Origin of the sequence: Pseudomonas sp. SK, from assembly GCF_012975065.1 — a bacterium.
GTDB lineage: Bacteria > Pseudomonadota > Gammaproteobacteria > Pseudomonadales > Pseudomonadaceae > Aquipseudomonas > Aquipseudomonas anuradhapurensis.
Genome location: NZ_CP051857.1, coordinates 4693763 through 4709139 on the forward strand (window position 1 = coordinate 4693763; position 15377 = coordinate 4709139).

Genomic DNA, 15377 nt, shown 5'->3' on the forward strand with positions numbered 1-15377 from the left:
CTCACCCGGCGCATACCGCCAGCAACGGCCCCAGCACCACGCTGGTGGCGGCCAGGCCCAGCAGCAGGCGGGGCTGGTAGGGCAAGCCGAAGACCCACACGGTCGCCCCGGCCATCAGCAGCGCAACCCATTCCACCAGGCCATGCGCCCAGCCACGCAGGTGCACGCTGAGTGCCAGTGAAGCCAGCAGCAGCAACCAGCCGGCGCCGCGCAACAGGCGCAGCTGGCCTGGGCGCGGCTTGCACCCGAGCAGCTCGGCAAAGTGCTTTTGCATGGCCAGGCACAGGGCAACGAAGCCTGCGAATGTGATCAGGGCGATGCCCGCCATCAGCTTGCCTCCGCCATTTCCGCAGGCGGCGTCCGTGCCGCTCGCGGGGCGCGCCTGGCAGCCGCCTTGGGCCCACGCAACAGCTTGCCGGCAAGCCAGGCGAGGAGCAGGCCGGTAACCAGTGCCGTCAGGTCGACGCCGGCCATGGCCCAGTCCCCTGCTGGCAGCGAATGGTTCAGGCCCTGGCCGGTGGTCAGGCCATTGAGCAGCGGCAGCAGGGCAAAAGCCAGTGCGCCCAGGGCCAGTTGCTCGGCCCAGGCCCGGCGCCCCTTGCGCAGCATTGCGTGCACCAGCGCCAGCCCCCAGGTGATGAAGAAAGCGTCGACCTCCCAGTCGGCCCGGCCTTCCACCCCCAAGGGGATCAGGCGGTTGGCCCAGAAGAAACCGGCAACGGCCAGCAGCAGGCCGCCGATGCTGGCGATGTTGAGTACCTCGACCAGGCGCAGCTCGCCCGGCAGGCGTTCGCCACCGGCATGCTTGAGCTGGCGTTTGCCCAGCCACATCACCAGCCCGGTGCCGATCACCGCTGTACCCGCCAGGCCAAACAGGAAATACAACCAGCGCAACCAAGGCCCGGCGAAATTGCCCATGTGCAGGCCGGCAAAGCTGAACGCGGTCATCATCACCCCACTCTCCGGCTTGCCCTGGCTCAGCAGCGCCCCCGTGCTGCCATCGAATGTCCAGTTGGCGCTGCGCCGGTAGGCGACGTGGTCGGCTGACGCTTGGGTGAAGGTTACCCGGGCATTGCGATCGCCCGGGTTCTGCACCTGGATATCGCCAATATGCGCGCCCGGTTGCAGCGCCTGTACCTTGGCGTACAAGCCTGCCAACGGCACCAGCGGTGCGGCCAGTTGGGCCGCCGCGGGCGCCTCGTTGCGGCCGAACAGGTCGTTGAAGTACTTGCCGGTGTCCTTGCCGTAGCTGGCCATGATGCCCGCCGGCATGACCATGTACATGAACAGCACCAGGCTGCTGTAGCTGATCATCAGATGGAACGGCAGCACCAGCACGCCGATGGCGTTGTGGCCATCCAGCCAGGAGCGCTGGCCCTTGCCGGGGCGGAAGGTGAAGAATTCCTTGAACAACTTCTTGTGGGTGATGATGCCGGTCACCAGCCCCAGCAACATGATGAATGCGCAGAACGTCGACAGCCAGCGGCCATAAGGGTGCGGCATCTGCAGCTGGAAATGGAAGCGGTAGAAGAATTCGCCACCGCGGCTATCGCGTGCCTGCAGCGGCTGACCGGTGTGGGTATCGAGGACCTGGCTGACAAAGCCACGTGGCCCGCCATCGGCGTCGCGATAGCCCACATTCAGGCCAGCTTCACGTGCGTTGGGCAGGCGGATGAACCAGCTTCCCGAATGACCTGCGTTTTCCACCAGGTAACGCTGGGCCACGTCCAGGCCATGGGCCGGATCCAGTGCCTGACTACGCACTTCAGGCTGGGACCAGTGGGTGATCTCTTCCTTGAAGTACGACAGCGTGCCGGTGAGGAAGATGGCGAACAACAGCCAGCCGAAGACCAGCCCGGTCCAGGTGTGCAGCCAGGCCATGGCCTGGCGGAAGCCTTCTTTCATAAGGTTTGCATCCGGTAGGCCAGCAGGCTGGTCACACCCAGCAGCACGCTTGGCGCCAGCACGCCCAGCCAGGCGCGCCAGGCGCTACGGCAGGCGAAGCACCAGATGAAGGCCAGCAGGTAGAAAACGAATGACAGCAGCAGGCCGGTAAGCGTGGCATCGACCTGTGGCAGCGGCGCCAGCAGCGCAATGCACACGCTGGCCAGGGACGCCAGCAAGTAGCCGCCGAGCAACGCGGCCAGGCTGCGTGAAGCCACGGCCAGGCGATAGCTGAGCGAGAGACCGGCGGTTTTGCGCATCATGGCGAATGTCTGGCGTTTGCGGGAATGCAATACTAATGATTTCAATTCTCATAAGCAAAGGCCAGGCGACGTGCCGCCGACCGCCGCCGTTCATGCAACAACAAATTTATTTTCAAAAAGGGCTTGAATTCGTTTCGCCGTTGCCTGACCTTAGAGTCAAGAGGCGCAGAAATTCCAAGGGTCTCAAAGGCCTAGGCGCGTCTCCATGCGAGCAAGCTGAATAAGGATTGAATCATGCAAATCCAGGTCAACAGCAGCAACCATTTCGAAGGCAACGCCCGGCTCGACCAGTGGGTCCGCAGCACCCTGCAGAACTCGCTGGAACGTTACGAAGACGACCTCACCCGCATCGAGGTCCACCTGCGCGACGAGAACGGCGCCAAGCCCGGACCGCATGACAAACGCTGCCAGATGGAGGCTCGCCCCAAAGGCCATCAACCGATTTCCGTGACCCACACTGCCACTTCGCTGGACCAGGCAGTCGATGGTGCCGCCACCAAGCTGAACCACGCGCTGGAACACTTCTACGGCAAGCTGCGCAGCAAGCGCGGCGCCCTGGAACTGAATGACCCTGACGCCTGATCGGCACTGCAAGAAACGCCCGGCCTCGTGCCGGGCGTTTTCGTTCATGTCGATCAATGGCGCTGAACCAACTGCCGATCACGTCGGTCAACCCCAGCAGTCATTCACTGCAGAAGCACGACCATGAACAACCCATTCGAACGAATCAGTGCTGCATTCGCCCACGAATACCGGGTCAACCTGAGCATCGCCAACCTTGACGGCAGCATCATGCTGACCCTGTCCGACGATACCGGCGTGGTCGCCAAGCGCCTTATCACCCAGGCCCAGCGCAATGACCCGGTGCGCCTGCAACGGGTGATCGACAGCATCCGCCTGGGCCTGGCCATCGAACTCAACCAGAACCCCTTGCAGGTGCTGGCCGCCCTGACCCGCGATGCTCAGCGCGAGCCGCGCCATTTCATGGCCAACTGAGGGCTACTTGCCCTCTTCCACTTCCTTGCCATTGGCGTCCAGTGCCTTGGTCGAGGGGTAGCGGTACGAGGCATAGCGCACCACCAGGATCGAGAACGCCAGCAACAGGATGCCGCCGCACAGGTACAGCAGCCCTGCGTCCGGCGCCTTGTGGTGCGAGACATCGCCGATCAGCAGGCGGGTCAGTGCAGTGATGGCCACGTACAGCAGGAAGCGGATCGGCATGTGGTTGGTCTTGAAGTAGATCCCGACCATCGCCCCCAGCTCCAGGTAGATGAACAGCAGCAGAATGTCATCGACGCTGACCCCGCCCTTGCCGAGCATGTCCAGGAAGGTCATCACCGCCGCATAGGCGGTGATCGCGCCAATGCCGAACAGCGCCAGGTAATGGAATGCCTCGACGCACAGGTTGCCCAGCGAGTCGGCCGAGCCGTGCAGGCCCTTGCGCAGCTTTTCTGCCCATTTGATGTTCACGATGTTCCATTCCCCGATACGTCTTGAAGGATGATGCGCCACCGGTGTGACGCTTGTGCCATGCAGTTAAAGGGCCAGGCCCTTGCCTTGGAAGGCGACCGATTGCCGCAAGGCACGTTGAGGCGACACGTTTCAGAACGGGCGGGGTGCGGCAGAAAAAACTGCTGCCGCCCAGGTCACTGGCACGATTCTGATGATGACCTCGATGCATGAGCTGGAGATGCCGCGGGCGCTGCTGTAGACGGCACTGGATGCCTACAGAGCCCAGAACTTTGCACCAGGCATTAGTGATGTGTTTTCTGGGCCGGCCTCTTCGCGGGCAAGCCCGCGAAAGGGCCGGCGCCGAGAGTCGAGAATTATCAGGGAATTCAACAACGACTACCGACGACATCCACTTCACCGTCGGCAAGACCACCTCCTACCAAGGTGAAAACGGCCCCACCCACTGTTCCGCATCGAGCCCGGTATCCCTTGCAGAGACGCCCGCGCGGCGCTTGATTCAGGCCACGCTACAATTTCTGCTTGCGAAGCAACCAACATTGCCATTACTGTATATGGATACAGTATCAATCAGCAAAAAGGCACAGAGGTGATGAATGGCCGTCGAAGTGGTGTACCGCAGCAGCCGCGACCCGGAGCGCTTGTTCATGGATAAGGCCGAAGCAGACCGTCACGACAAGATGCTCGAACTGGCCGAGCGCCTGGCCGAAGTGCTGCACAACGCAGTGCCTTCGCTGACCGAGCAGCAGGTCGAGGAAGCCGGTATCTACATGGCCAAGAACCGAGATGTGTTCGCCCGGGCGTTCAAGAGCCAGCCGGATGCGTTGGCCGAGTTGCTCGAGGCGCCCGCAGCCGAGTAATAGCTGCGTTGGTCTTGGTAGGAGCGGCCTTGCGTCGCGACAGGGCTGCACAGCAGCCCCAGCAATTCGTGGCACCTGCGCTGAAATCCAGGGCAGCTTCGCAGCCCTGTCGCGACACAAGGCTGCTTCTACACGCTCTCGACCGTCAGCCGTAGAGCAACCGCTCCGCCAGCATCTGCGCCACCCGCGCCGGCGAGCGTTTCTCCGCCTGCGCATGGCCAAACACTTCGGTCAGCCGCGTGGGTATGCGCGCCAGGTGCGCGGTGATGGTACCCAGGTCCTCGCCACGATGGGTAAGCGCCACATAGATCAACCCACCGGCATTGATCACGTAGTCAGGCGCATACAGGATCCCGCGCGATTCCAGCTGGTCGGCCACCTGCAAGGTGGTCAACTGGTTGTTCGCCGCCCCCGCCACCGCCGCGCAACGCAGTTGCATCACGCTCTGTCCGTTCAGCACCGGCCCCACGCCGCAGGGCGCGAAGATGTCGCAAGGGGTGCTGATCAATGCGTCGTTGGTGACCGGCTTGGCATCGAATTGCTCGACCGCCAGCCGCACCCGCCCTGGGTCCAGGTCGCTCACCAGCAAGTCGGCCCCCGCCGCATGCAGTTGCTCGGCCAGCGCATAACCGACATTGCCCAACCCTTGCACCGAAACCCGTAACCCTTGCAGGTCATCACTGCCAAGCCGAAACGACGTGGTCGCCCGAATACCGGCGAACACCCCCATCGCCGCATGCGGGGATGGATCGCCGCAGGCCGTGGTGCTGGTCACATGGGGAGTACTCTGGGCAATGCAGTCCATGTCCAGGGTCGAGGTGCCGCTGTCCACGGCAATGATGAAGCGCCCTTGCAACGTATCGACGAAGCGGCCAAAGGCCTCGAACAGTGCCGCGCGGTTTTCCACATGCGGGTTGCGCATGATCACCGCCTTGCCGCCGCCCAGTGGCAGGCCGGCCAGCGCAGCCTTGTAACTCATGCCCTGGGCCAGGCGAATGGCGTCGGTCATGGCGCTTTCGTCGTCGGCATACGGCAAGTAGCGGCAACCGCCCATGGCCGGCCCCAACTGTTCACTGTGGATCGCCACCACGGCCTTGAGGCCGGTGGGCGGGTCGGTGAACAGGTGCAGCGACTGGGTACGGGTGCTTTGCATCAGTGCGAACATCGACCGGCTCCCCTGAGAGGTGCTCATTCCAGTATAGGCTTGGCCCTTGAGCCGACGCCGCCGCCGGACCACTGGACGAAACCGCGCGCCGCGGCTAATACTCAAGCGTGTGTGGAGAAGCCCCATGAAGCCACGTCAAGCCTGCCTGGCCTGCCTGGAACGCGAGCCCGTCGCCCTGCTGGAAGCCGCATTGTGGATTGCTGCCGAGCATGACCGCAGCGTCGAGCCTGCGGCCAGCCTGGCCATACTGCATGACCTGCAACGCGAGATCAGTGCCAACCTGCCGATGCTGCCGCTGTGCGAGCTGGCCCAGCCACTCCTGCGCCAGCTCAATGCCCTGGGCTTCCAGCAGGATGAGTACCACCCCCTGCGCCCACATGCCGCGCTGATGGACAAGGTGCTGCAGCGCCGTCGTGGCCAACCACTGACCCTGGCCATCCTCGCCCTGGAACTGGCCCGGCGCCTGTCCATCCCGCTTGAGGGCGTGGGCTTCCCCGGCCACTTCCTGCTGCGCGTGCCGGGAGCCGACCACCTGCTCGATCCCTGCGGCGGCCGTCGCCTGTACCCCAACGATTGCCGCGAACTGCTGGCACGTCAGTTTGGCCCGCAGGTAGCACTGACTGCCGAGCACATGCGCAGTGCCAGCCCCGCACAGATACTGCAGCGCCTGTCACGCAACCTGCGCCAGTTGCACATCAGCAATGACGACCACCTGGCGGCGCTGATCGATGCCGAACGGGTCATGCAACTGGGGCCGGCGCAAGTCGGCGACTATGTGACCCGCGCCTCGCTCTACCAGCATCTGGATTGCCCGCAGGCCGAGCGCTTCGACCTGGAACATGCCTTGCTGCTGACGGAAGATCCGGTCCAGCGCCTGAAGCTGTCCGAACGTATCGGCAAGCTTCCGGCGGCGAACCGGTCCATTCACTGAGCCGGGCAGTCCGGCTGCTGGGCGGGGTGTGCCTTGGCGAACGCCGGGTGCCCGGCGGCCAGGGCGGCCACCCGCAGGATGCGCGGGAAGCCATCGAGGTCGATGTTGAACCGTTCGGCCGCATACAACTGCGGGATCAGGTAGACATCCGCCAGGCCTGGCTCATCGCCGAAACAGAAGCCGTGGTCGCCGATCAGTTGCTCCACCGCCACCAGCCCCTGGCTGATCCAGTGGCCAATCCACTGGTTGACCTGGGTCTCGTCATGCCCGGCCTGGCGCAGCCGGTTGAGCACGCTGACATTGTGCAACGGATGGATGTCGCAGCCGATGATCGCTGCCACACCGCGCACCTTGGCGCGCGCCTCCGGCGTGGCAGGCAGCAGCGCGGGCTGTGGATAAACCTCTTCCAGGTACTCGATGATCGCCGGTGACTGCACCAGCAGCTCACCGCCGTCGGTGCGCAAGGCTGGCACACGGCCCTGCGGGTTGACGGCGATATAGCCAGCACCGCGTTGCTCACCCTGCAGCAGGTTGACCGGCAGGGACTGGTAGGCCAACCCCTTCAACGCCAGGGCAATGCGCACCCGATAGGACGAGGTGGAACGGTAATAGCTGTACAGCTCCATGCCCCTGCCTCCTCAGTTGGCTGCGATGACCGTGCCGCGGCATTCGCCGAAGCCGATGCTGGCCACGCCATCCCGCACGCAACGGCCACGCAGGATGATCTCGTCACCGTCCTCGAGGAACTTGCGTACCTCGCCACTGGCCAGCTCCACCGGGTGCTTGCCGCCTTCGGTGATCTCCAGCAGGCTGCCGAACGAACCCGGCGTGGCCCCCGACAGCGTGCCCGAACCGAACAGGTCGCCCGGCTGCAGCTGGCAGCCATTGACACTGTGGTGGGCCACCAACTGCGCCACGGTCCAGTACATGCTGCGGGTGTTGCTCAGGGTCAGGCGATGCGGGGCCATGCCCTGCTCGCGCATGCGCTCGGTCAGCAGCAGCACCTCGAGTTCGATATCGAATGCACCGGCGGCCTGGTCGCGCTTGTCCAGCAGGTACGACAGTGGCTGCGGGTCGCCTTGCGGGCGTGCTGGCTGGGCGCAACGGAACGGCTCCAGCGCTTCGGCAGTGACTACCCACGGTGAGATGCTGGTCACGAAACTCTTCGACAGGAACGGGCCCAGCGGCTGGTATTCCCAGGCCTGGATATCCCGGGCCGACCAGTCGTTGAGCAGGCACAGGCCGGCCACGTGCTCGGCGGCATCGCCGATCGGGATCGCCTGGCCCATGTCATTGCCCTGGCCGATCCAGATGCCCAGTTCCAGCTCGTAGTCCAGGCGCGCACAGGGGCCGAAGCTCGGTTCGCTGTGCCCGGCCGGCAGGGTCTGGCCCTTGGGGCGGCGCACGTCGGTGCCGGACGGGCGAATGGTCGAGGCGCGGCCGTGATAACCGATCGGCACGTACTTGTAGTTGGGCAGCAGCGGGTTGTCGGGGCGGAACAGCTTGCCGACGTTCTTGGCGTGTTCGATGCCCACGTAGAAGTCGGTGTAGTCACCGATCTGCGCCGGGACATGCAATTGGCAGGCGCTGGCCGGATACAAGGCAGGCTGCAGCGCCGCCTGGTGCTCGCTGTGCTCGCCCAGCAGCACCAGCAGGCGTTCGCGCAAGGCCACGCGCGCGCCGCGACCAAGGGCGAAGAATGCGTTCAGGGCACCACCGCGGGTGGCCTCGACAGCGGCCTTGGCGGCGCCGTCGAACAGGCCGGCGGCCAGCACTGCCTCGAGGTCGAGGATCGCATCACCAATGGCCACGCCACAGCGTCTGGCTTCACCGGGCCGGCTGAAAATGCCCAACGGCAGGTTCTGCAGCGGGAAGTCGCGGTGCCCGTTGGCGTGCTCCACCCAGCTACGGGCAATGGCGGTCTGGTTCATCGGTTATCTCCGGTTCGGGTTGAAGGTGCTCGGCAAGGTGGCCCAGCAACTATCGTAGTCGGCCTGCAATTGCGGGCATTCGAGGGCCTGCACGCTCGGGCGCAGCACCTGGCTGGTCTCGAACATGAAGGCCATGGTGTTGTCGATCTTGTGCGGCGCCAGGTCGGCGGCAATGGCCTTTTCGCAGGTTTCGGCATCGGGGCCGTGGGCGCTCATCACCCCGTGCAGCGAGGCACCGCCGGGCAGGAAACCTTCGGCCTTGGCGTCGTAGGCACCGTTGATCAGGCCCATGAACTCGTTCATCAGGTTGCGGTGGAACCATGGTGGACGGAAGGTGTTCTCGGCCACCATCCAGCGTGGCGGGAAGATCACGAAGTCCATGTTGGCCATGCCGTGTACGCTGGTCGGCGAAGTCAGGACCGTGAAGATCGACGGGTCCGGGTGGTCGAAGCTGACCGTGCCGATGGTGTTGAAGCGCCGCAGGTCGTACTTGTACGGCACGTTGCTGCCGTGCCAGGCGACCACGTCCAGCGGCGAGTGCTGCAGTTCGCAGGCCCAGTGTTCGCCAAGGAACTTCTGCACCAGTTGCACCGGGCCTGCGGCCTCTTCGTAATGCGCCACCGGGGTGAGGAAGTCGCGCGGGTTGGCCAGGCCGTTGCTGCCGATCGGGCCCAGGTCCGGGATACGCAGCGGTGCGCCGTGGTTTTCGGCAATGTAGCCACGCGCCTGGCCGTCGAGCAGCTCGACGCGGAACTTCATGCCGCGCGGGATCACCGCGATTTCCAGCGGTTCGACCTGCATTACCCCCAGCTCGGTGGCGATGCGCAGGCGGCCCTGTTCCGGCACCAGCAGCAGCTCACCGTCGGCGTTGAAGAACACCCGTTCCATCGAGCGGTTGGCGCGGTAGATGTAGATGCTGACACCGGCCGGTTTCTCTGCTGCCGAGTTGGCCACCATGGGTAGCCAGCCGTCGATGAAGTCGGTCGGTTCGCTGGGGATCGGCTGGGGGTTCCAGCGCAGGCGGTTGGGGGTGATGGCCCCCAGCGGGCCGCTCAGCGGCTGGCGGGCCAGGCGCTGGAAACGCGGATGTAGCGCAGACGGGCGAATGCGGTATAGCCAGGTGCGGCGCAGCTCGCTGCGGGCCATGGTGAACGCCGTGCCCGAGAGCAGCTCGGCATACAGCCCGTAAGGGGCCTTTTGCGGCGAGTTCTGCCCGACCGGCAAGGCACCTGGCAGGGCTTCGCTGGCAAATTCGTTGCCAAAGCCGCTGAGGTAGTGAAGGTCGGGTGACGTATCGCGATTCATCGATGCCTCCGGGCTCTGGCCGAGCCGTTGCTGGCAGCTGGCTGCCGGTCCCGCTCGGGTCGGCAGCACGTCTGCATTGTTTTTATCGTAATCAGATTACGAATAACGTAATTTGCTCCGGGCAATGCGTCAAGCTATAAAGGCGCCACGCGAAGAATCCGGAAGCAGACGTCCATGGCCAAAGCCAGCTCCCCCGCCGACAACGGCAAGCAGAAAGTCCGCTCGGCAGAGGTCGGTACCGACATCCTCAAGGCCCTGGCGCAACTCTCCCCCTCCACCTCGCTGTCGCGCCTGGCAGAGCATGTGCAGATGCCGGCGAGCAAGGTGCACCGTTACCTGCAGGCGCTGATTGCCAGCGGCTTTGCCGAGCAGGATGCGGCCACCAACCATTACGGCCTGGGACGCGAGGCGCTGCGGGTGGGGCTGGCGGCGCTGGGCAGCATCGATGTGCTGAAGGTTGCCGCGTTGCCGCTGTCGCAACTGCGTGATGAACTGAACGAGAGCTGCTTCATTGCCGTATGGGGCAACCAGGGCGCGACCGTGGTCAGCATCGAGCCGGCAGTACGCGCGGTCACCGTGGTCACCCAGATCGGTTCGGTACTGCCACTGCTCAGCTCATCCACCGGGCTGGTGTTCGCCGCCTACCTGCCCGAGCGCGAAACCGTGGAATTGCGGGACCAGGAACTGGCTGCGCTGCAGCACAGTGCCGCCGATTACCAGGCAGTCCTGGCCGGCATCCGCGCACGTGGCCTGCATCATGTGCACGGGCTGCTGATGCCGGGCGTGGATGCGCTGTCGGCCCCAGTGTTCAATGCCATGGGGCGGATCGCCGCGGTGATGACCGTGGTCGGGCCAACCTCGATCTTCCATGCCGACGAGCACGGCCCGGCGGCGCAACGGCTGCTGGCGGCCGCACGGGAAACCAGCTGGCGCATGGGCTATACGCCTGCGGCACTATTGCCCGATGCGTAAAGGTGAATGTCATAAGCCGCTATTTTTCCTACAGGATCAAGCGCTTATTCTTAACTCACTGGCCGGCATGAAGGGCTCTCCCCCCCGCCTTTCAAGCCTGCGAGGTTCACCGACGTAGATTTTGAAGCTCCTTGATCTGACGTCTCGATTGGCCGCTGCGGCTTGCAGCGGCCTTTTTTATCTGCCCTGAAAATAATCTTCACCTGTGCCCGCGAAGAGGCCGGCACAGCCAGCGAAGGTTTCAGCCCAAGGGGTATTTTTGCAGGTTGGCCATCATCTGCTGCAAGGCCTGCAAGCTGTCCTGCGGGTGCACCGCCCCTTCGAAATCGCCGATACGGGCCCAGTTCTCCGCCACCTGCTCCGGGGTAAAGCCTTCACGCGGATCGAAACCCACGCCCAGGCTACGCTCCCACCGCACCTTGCCCACCCAGCCGCCGCCCACTTCGAACAAGTCTCCGCTGCCCTGGCACTGCTCGCTGCCCAGGTACACCACCAGCGGGCTGACCAGTTCAGGCTTGAGCCGCTCGAACACCTGGGGCGGGATCAGCCCTTCGGTCATGCGCGTGCCACCGGTAGGGGCAATGGCGTTGACCAGGATGCCATGCTTGCGCCCCTCGATCGCCAGGGTGCGGGTCAAGCCGTACAGGCCCAGCTTGGCCATGCCGTAGTTGGACTGGCCAAAGTTGCCATAGATACCGGACGTGGACGCGGTGAAGATCACGCGTCCCCAGTTCTGCTCGCGCAGGTGCGGCCAGGCGGCGCGGGTGACCTTGTAGGCCCCTTCGACATGCACCTGGTAGACCTGCTCCCAGTCGCTGTCTTCCATCTTGTGGAAGGTCTTGTCACGCAGGATGCCCGCGTTGTTCACCAGCACGTCGACCCGGCCGAAGCTGTCCAGGGCCTGCTCGACGATGCGCGCACCCTGGCCGACCGACTCATGGCTGGCAATGGCGCTGCCGCCAGCGGCGCGGATCTCCTCGACCACCCGGTCAGCGGCGCAGGCGCTGGCACCTTCGCCATGGGTGGAGCCACCGAGGTCGTTGACCACCACCCGGGCGCCACGCGCGGCGAACAGCAGCGCATGGGCACGGCCCAGGCCGCCGCCGGCTCCGGTGACGATCACCACGCGATCTTGCAGACGGACAGGCTCGCTCATGCTCATGGCTCCAGGCAGGTTCAGGTCCGCCGAGTGTCCGCCGCCGAGGGCGAACGGACAATCAAGCGCCTGCCGGCTGAATGCCAGGCAATAACGCAACGCGATGGGCGGCAGGCCTGCTCAGGACCAGGCCATCTTCTGCGGGTAGCTGCGCAGCGGTCGTTCGCGAAACACGAGGTAATGACGTAGCACCTGGACTGGCGCCTCGGTATGCGGATAGTGGCCGATACCTTGCAACTGAACGGTGTCCGGCGCCGGCACCAGTTGCCGGTAGCGCTCGACCATGTGCGCGCCGGACAGCGGGTCGACCATGCCATTGATCAAGCGCAGCGGCACGCCTTCGCGTTGCAACGCCCCAACCCAGCGCTCGCGGTGCAATCGGCGCTCTGGCATATAGCCAACCAGTTTGTGCAGCACGCGCGTGCCATGGTTGGCGGTGATCAGGCTCCAGAAATCATCCAGTACGCTTTCGCTGGGATGGGTGCAAGGGCCATAGACCTGCATAAGGTTGTGCACCAGGTCGTCGCGCCCGAACGAGCGCCCTACCAGCCAGCCCACAGGGCTGAGCAGGAGTTTCTGGATCAGCAGCATGCGGCAACTTTCCGGAAACAGCCCGCTGTTGAGGAATACGCAGCTGGCGATGCAGGCGCGTTGCTCGTAATGCCGTGCCAACAGTTCCTGGGCCACGCTGCCGCCGTAGTCGTGGGCCAGCAGGTGCAGCGGCTGGTCGACCTGCAGCTCGGCGAGCAAGGCCTGTTGCAGGTCGGCCTGCTCCATCAGGCTGTAGACGTGATCGACGGGTTTGGCCGAATCGCCAAAGCCGAGCATGTCGCAGGCGATCACCCGGAAGCGTTGGGCCAAAGGCCCCCACAAGTAATGCCAATCCCAGCTGGCGGTGGGGAAACCGTGCAACAGCAGCAAGGGCTCTCCTTGCCCTGCGGTCCAGTAGCGGATGCTCTGGCCCCGGTAGGTGAAACTCTGTCCCCGGGTACGCCAGACGCACAGTGGAATCTCGGCAATGGGCATCAGAAAGGTCCCGGTGAAGTAGAGTTGGCTGAACAAGGCAAGGCTGCGCTCATTGCATGTCACCTCGGCACTTACATGTGCTCTCTGAGTCGAGGCTGAGTCTAGCCAGCAGCCCAGGGCCTTGAACTTGCGTTGCCAGCCAGCTTGATGACTGAGCGAGTCAGTGGCACGAACGGTCAGAGCAACATGGCCAGCAGCGGTGCCGCGAACAGGTTCAGCAGGCCGGTCAGGACCATTACCAGGCCCGCCACCGAACCCTCCTCGCTGCCCACCTCGTGCGCCCGGCTGACTCCCGCGCCATGGGCACCGACACCGAACAGCGCCCCCCGCGCCAGCGGCGTACGCAACGGCAACCAGCGCAGCAGAACGCCGCCGAACATGGCCCCGAGCACGCCGGTGAACATCACGAATACCGCAGTCAGCTCCGGTACGCCACCGAGGTCATGCGCCAGCGGCATGGCAAAAGGCGTGGTGATCGAGCGCGGCACCAATGACAGGCTGGTCGCACTGTCCAGCGCGAGCAGATGAGCCAGCCCCCAGGAACTGGCGATCGAGGCACTGCTGCCGGCAACCATGCCCATCATCAGTGCCGGCCAGTGGCGCGCGAGCATGGCCCGCTGCTGCCAGATCGGCACCGCGAAGGCCACGGTCACCGGGCCGAGCACACTCATCAGCCAATGGGTATTGCGGGCATATTCGGCATAGGCGGTGTGCAGCGGCACCGCAACCGCCAGCAGCAGGACCGGCACCAGGATCAGCGGCGACAGCAGGTAGCGGCCACTGCGCCGGTACAACCAGCGGCTGCCCAGATAGGCCAGCAAGGTCAGGGCGAGCCAGAACAGCGGCATGGGTTCAAGGCTCATGGCGCAACCTCCAGCGGCACACCAGCTCCACCGTCAATGCGGTCACCACCATCACCATCAAAGTGCTCACGGCAATCACCAACAAGATGCGCCAGCCTTCGTCACGGATCAGGGCGCCGTAATCGAGCAGGCTCATCAGCGCCGGAATGAAAAACAGCAGCATTTCGGCCATCAGCCAGCCTGCTCCCAATTGCAGCATGGCCGGCTTGAGCACACCTGAAGCGAACAGCAACAGCAGCAATGCCAGGCCCATCACACCGCCCGGTATCGGCCAGCCCAGCCAGGCGGCAAGCTGGCCGCCGAACAGGAACAGGGAACAAAGGATCGCCAGCTCGAGCAGCAGGCGCAGGGCTTTTTTCAGTAACGCGGGTTTCATGGGGGAGTCCTCGACAGGCCCTCATTTTAAGATTCGGCTGCCTAGGCCAGAAGCGAATTGTTAGACTACAAGCCATTCCGGAATGGAATTGCGATCATGGAATTCAAACAGCTGCGCAGCTTTATCGAAGTCGTCCATCGCGGTGGTTTCACCCAGGCGGCGCAAACCCTGCACATCAGCCAGTCGGCCGTGAGCAAGCAAGTTGCCCAGCTGGAGCAAGATCTGGGCCAGCCATTACTGGAGCGCCAGGCTTCACAACTGCACCTGACGGCGGCCGGGCGCATCGTGCTCGAGCGTGGCGAAGCCTTGCTGCGCCAACGCCAGGCACTGCTGGGCGAACTGGACGACCTCAGCCAGATGGGCCGCGGCGAACTGCGCCTGGGCTTGCCGATGCTGGGCAGCGACGCGCTGTTTGCCGGGTTGTTCGCCGAATATCGGCGTCGTCACCCGAACATCGCCATCCAACTGCTCGAGGGCGGTAGCCGCAGTGTCGAGCAGGCAGTCAGAAGTGGCGAGCTGGAGCTGGGCGGCAGCCTGACACCTGCTGACGAGGCGTTCGACTACCAGCCTTTCTGCAATGAGCCACTGGATGCCCTGCTACCGGCCAGCCACGCACTGGCGGGCCAGGACGGAGTAGACCTGCAGCAGTTGGCCGACACGCCGTTTCTGCTTTACCAGCGCAGCTTCGTGCTCAATGACCGGTTGCTGAAGGCGTGCCAGCAACAAGGCTTCACCCCCAAGGAAGGCGGTCGCAGTGGCCAGGCAGACTTCCTTGCCGCGCTGGTGGCGGCGGGCCAGGGTGTGGTCCTGCTGCCCCGTGTGGTGGCAAAAGCGCTGCAACGCCCTGGGGTAGTGCGTTTGCCGCTACGCTCGCCGCAGGATCTGCGCTGGGACATCGCCTTCATCTGGCGCCGCGGGGCGTACCTGTCACGGGCAGCGCAGGCGTGGTTGGCATTGGTGAACGAGCGGCCAGCGCTCGACCGCCAGCAATGAGTGGCCCTTGCTGGCCGCTTCGCGGGTAAAACCGCCCTCACAGCTACCGCACGGTTTTCACCGGCTTTGACGGTCCTGCAGGAGCGGGTTCACCCGCGAAAAGGCCGGTACAGGCGACAGAA

Annotated in this window: 18 protein-coding genes; 6 read left to right on the top strand and 12 right to left on the bottom strand. The window is 64.4% G+C overall.

The features are described from left to right. Position 1: 1 nt before the first annotated feature. Genes HG549_RS21455 through HG549_RS21465 form a run of 3 tightly spaced genes read right to left on the bottom strand, consistent with a single transcriptional unit; the run spans position 2 to position 2207 of the window. A complete protein-coding gene (locus HG549_RS21455; protein ID WP_170032550.1) occupies positions 2-328 on the bottom strand; it encodes a DUF3325 domain-containing protein in 327 nt (108 codons plus the stop codon). After that, positions 328-1905: a PepSY domain-containing protein gene (locus tag HG549_RS21460; RefSeq protein WP_170032552.1), complete on the bottom strand. Its 1578-nt coding sequence runs from the start codon at positions 1903-1905 to the stop codon at positions 328-330. Before HG549_RS21460 ends, HG549_RS21455 begins: the two co-directional genes overlap by 1 nt. Further along, on the bottom strand, positions 1902-2207 hold the full coding sequence (locus tag HG549_RS21465; RefSeq protein ID WP_170032554.1) for a DUF3649 domain-containing protein: 306 nt from the start codon (positions 2205-2207) through the stop codon (positions 1902-1904). Before HG549_RS21465 ends, HG549_RS21460 begins: the two co-directional genes overlap by 4 nt. A gap of 234 nt (positions 2208-2441) precedes the next feature. On the opposite strand from HG549_RS21465, the gene HG549_RS21470 reads away from it, so the two are divergent. Then, positions 2442-2789, top strand: coding sequence for an HPF/RaiA family ribosome-associated protein (locus HG549_RS21470; RefSeq protein WP_170032556.1), 348 nt, complete (start codon positions 2442-2444; stop codon positions 2787-2789). A 123-nt stretch (positions 2790-2912) separates the two neighbouring features. Beyond that, positions 2913-3203 carry a DUF3509 domain-containing protein gene (locus tag HG549_RS21475; RefSeq protein ID WP_170032558.1) on the top strand — a complete coding sequence of 97 codons (291 nt, stop codon included), beginning with the start codon at positions 2913-2915 and terminating at the stop codon, positions 3201-3203. A 3-nt stretch (positions 3204-3206) separates the two neighbouring features. Here HG549_RS21475 and HG549_RS21480 read toward each other — a convergent pair whose 3' ends face one another. Next, on the bottom strand, positions 3207-3677 hold the full coding sequence (locus tag HG549_RS21480) for a phosphate-starvation-inducible protein PsiE (protein ID WP_170032560.1): 471 nt from the start codon (positions 3675-3677) through the stop codon (positions 3207-3209). 596 nt (positions 3678-4273) lie between these two features. Here HG549_RS21480 and HG549_RS21485 point away from each other — a divergent pair. Beyond that, positions 4274-4537 (top strand): YebG family protein, encoded by a 264-nt coding sequence (locus HG549_RS21485; protein WP_170032562.1) that lies wholly within the window; start codon positions 4274-4276, stop codon positions 4535-4537. A gap of 145 nt (positions 4538-4682) precedes the next feature. On the opposite strand, the gene HG549_RS21490 is transcribed toward HG549_RS21485, so the two are convergent. Beyond that, positions 4683-5702 carry a Glu/Leu/Phe/Val dehydrogenase gene (locus HG549_RS21490; RefSeq protein WP_170032564.1) on the bottom strand — a complete coding sequence of 340 codons (1020 nt, stop codon included), beginning with the start codon at positions 5700-5702 and terminating at the stop codon, positions 4683-4685. Positions 5703-5826: 124 nt separating this feature from the next. Between HG549_RS21490 and HG549_RS21495 the strand changes: the two genes are divergently transcribed. Beyond that, complete coding sequence (locus HG549_RS21495) at positions 5827-6633, top strand: SirB1 family protein (RefSeq protein WP_170032566.1); 807 nt, start codon at positions 5827-5829, stop codon at positions 6631-6633. On the opposite strand, the gene maiA is transcribed toward HG549_RS21495, so the two are convergent. From maiA to hmgA, 3 genes are read right to left on the bottom strand one after another with little or no spacing between them, the layout of a single operon-like run. Continuing rightward, on the bottom strand, positions 6627-7259 hold the full coding sequence (gene maiA, locus HG549_RS21500; RefSeq protein ID WP_170032568.1) for a maleylacetoacetate isomerase: 633 nt from the start codon (positions 7257-7259) through the stop codon (positions 6627-6629). The genes HG549_RS21495 and maiA overlap by 7 nt on opposite strands. A gap of 12 nt (positions 7260-7271) precedes the next feature. Continuing rightward, positions 7272-8564 carry a fumarylacetoacetase gene (gene fahA, locus HG549_RS21505; RefSeq protein ID WP_170032570.1) on the bottom strand — a complete coding sequence of 431 codons (1293 nt, stop codon included), beginning with the start codon at positions 8562-8564 and terminating at the stop codon, positions 7272-7274. 3 nt (positions 8565-8567) lie between these two features. Then, the gene (gene hmgA, locus HG549_RS21510; RefSeq protein WP_170032572.1) at positions 8568-9869 is read right to left on the bottom strand and encodes a homogentisate 1,2-dioxygenase; all 1302 of its coding nucleotides are present in this window, start codon (positions 9867-9869) and stop codon (positions 8568-8570) included. A gap of 174 nt (positions 9870-10043) precedes the next feature. On the opposite strand from hmgA, the gene HG549_RS21515 reads away from it, so the two are divergent. Then, positions 10044-10841: an IclR family transcriptional regulator gene (locus HG549_RS21515; RefSeq protein WP_170032574.1), complete on the top strand. Its 798-nt coding sequence runs from the start codon at positions 10044-10046 to the stop codon at positions 10839-10841. A 241-nt stretch (positions 10842-11082) separates the two neighbouring features. Here the strand turns inward: HG549_RS21515 and HG549_RS21520 are convergent, their stop codons facing one another. From HG549_RS21520 to HG549_RS21535, 4 genes are all read right to left on the bottom strand, one after another. Next, positions 11083-11997 (bottom strand): SDR family oxidoreductase, encoded by a 915-nt coding sequence (locus tag HG549_RS21520; protein WP_170032576.1) that lies wholly within the window; start codon positions 11995-11997, stop codon positions 11083-11085. Between the two features lie 120 nt (positions 11998-12117). Beyond that, a complete protein-coding gene (locus tag HG549_RS21525; RefSeq protein ID WP_170032578.1) occupies positions 12118-13023 on the bottom strand; it encodes an alpha/beta fold hydrolase in 906 nt (301 codons plus the stop codon). Between the two features lie 176 nt (positions 13024-13199). Continuing rightward, a complete protein-coding gene (locus HG549_RS21530) occupies positions 13200-13886 on the bottom strand; it encodes an LrgB family protein (protein WP_170032580.1) in 687 nt (228 codons plus the stop codon). Further along, positions 13876-14262 carry a CidA/LrgA family protein gene (locus HG549_RS21535; RefSeq protein WP_170032582.1) on the bottom strand — a complete coding sequence of 129 codons (387 nt, stop codon included), beginning with the start codon at positions 14260-14262 and terminating at the stop codon, positions 13876-13878. Before HG549_RS21535 ends, HG549_RS21530 begins: the two co-directional genes overlap by 11 nt. A 96-nt stretch (positions 14263-14358) precedes the next feature. Between HG549_RS21535 and HG549_RS21540 the strand changes: the two genes are divergently transcribed. After that, the gene (locus HG549_RS21540) at positions 14359-15255 is read left to right on the top strand and encodes a LysR family transcriptional regulator (protein WP_170032584.1); all 897 of its coding nucleotides are present in this window, start codon (positions 14359-14361) and stop codon (positions 15253-15255) included. Positions 15256-15377: the final 122 nt, after the last annotated feature.

Coding starts and splice junctions, on each gene's coding strand:
- HG549_RS21455 (WP_170032550.1), bottom strand. CDS start 328: ATGGCGGGCATCGCCCTGATCACATTCGCAGGCTTCGTTGCCCTGTGC.
- HG549_RS21460 (WP_170032552.1), bottom strand. CDS start 1,905: ATGAAAGAAGGCTTCCGCCAGGCCATGGCCTGGCTGCACACCTGGACC.
- HG549_RS21465 (WP_170032554.1), bottom strand. CDS start 2,207: ATGATGCGCAAAACCGCCGGTCTCTCGCTCAGCTATCGCCTGGCCGTG.
- HG549_RS21470 (WP_170032556.1), top strand. CDS start 2,442: ATGCAAATCCAGGTCAACAGCAGCAACCATTTCGAAGGCAACGCCCGG.
- HG549_RS21475 (WP_170032558.1), top strand. CDS start 2,913: ATGAACAACCCATTCGAACGAATCAGTGCTGCATTCGCCCACGAATAC.
- HG549_RS21485 (WP_170032562.1), top strand. CDS start 4,274: ATGGCCGTCGAAGTGGTGTACCGCAGCAGCCGCGACCCGGAGCGCTTG.
- HG549_RS21490 (WP_170032564.1), bottom strand. CDS start 5,702: ATGTTCGCACTGATGCAAAGCACCCGTACCCAGTCGCTGCACCTGTTC.
- HG549_RS21495 (WP_170032566.1), top strand. CDS start 5,827: ATGAAGCCACGTCAAGCCTGCCTGGCCTGCCTGGAACGCGAGCCCGTC.
- maiA (WP_170032568.1), bottom strand. CDS start 7,259: ATGGAGCTGTACAGCTATTACCGTTCCACCTCGTCCTATCGGGTGCGC.
- fahA (WP_170032570.1), bottom strand. CDS start 8,564: ATGAACCAGACCGCCATTGCCCGTAGCTGGGTGGAGCACGCCAACGGG.
- hmgA (WP_170032572.1), bottom strand. CDS start 9,869: ATGAATCGCGATACGTCACCCGACCTTCACTACCTCAGCGGCTTTGGC.
- HG549_RS21515 (WP_170032574.1), top strand. CDS start 10,044: ATGGCCAAAGCCAGCTCCCCCGCCGACAACGGCAAGCAGAAAGTCCGC.
- HG549_RS21520 (WP_170032576.1), bottom strand. CDS start 11,997: ATGAGCGAGCCTGTCCGTCTGCAAGATCGCGTGGTGATCGTCACCGGA.
- HG549_RS21525 (WP_170032578.1), bottom strand. CDS start 13,023: ATGCCCATTGCCGAGATTCCACTGTGCGTCTGGCGTACCCGGGGACAG.
- HG549_RS21530 (WP_170032580.1), bottom strand. CDS start 13,886: ATGAGCCTTGAACCCATGCCGCTGTTCTGGCTCGCCCTGACCTTGCTG.
- HG549_RS21535 (WP_170032582.1), bottom strand. CDS start 14,262: ATGAAACCCGCGTTACTGAAAAAAGCCCTGCGCCTGCTGCTCGAGCTG.
- HG549_RS21540 (WP_170032584.1), top strand. CDS start 14,359: ATGGAATTCAAACAGCTGCGCAGCTTTATCGAAGTCGTCCATCGCGGT.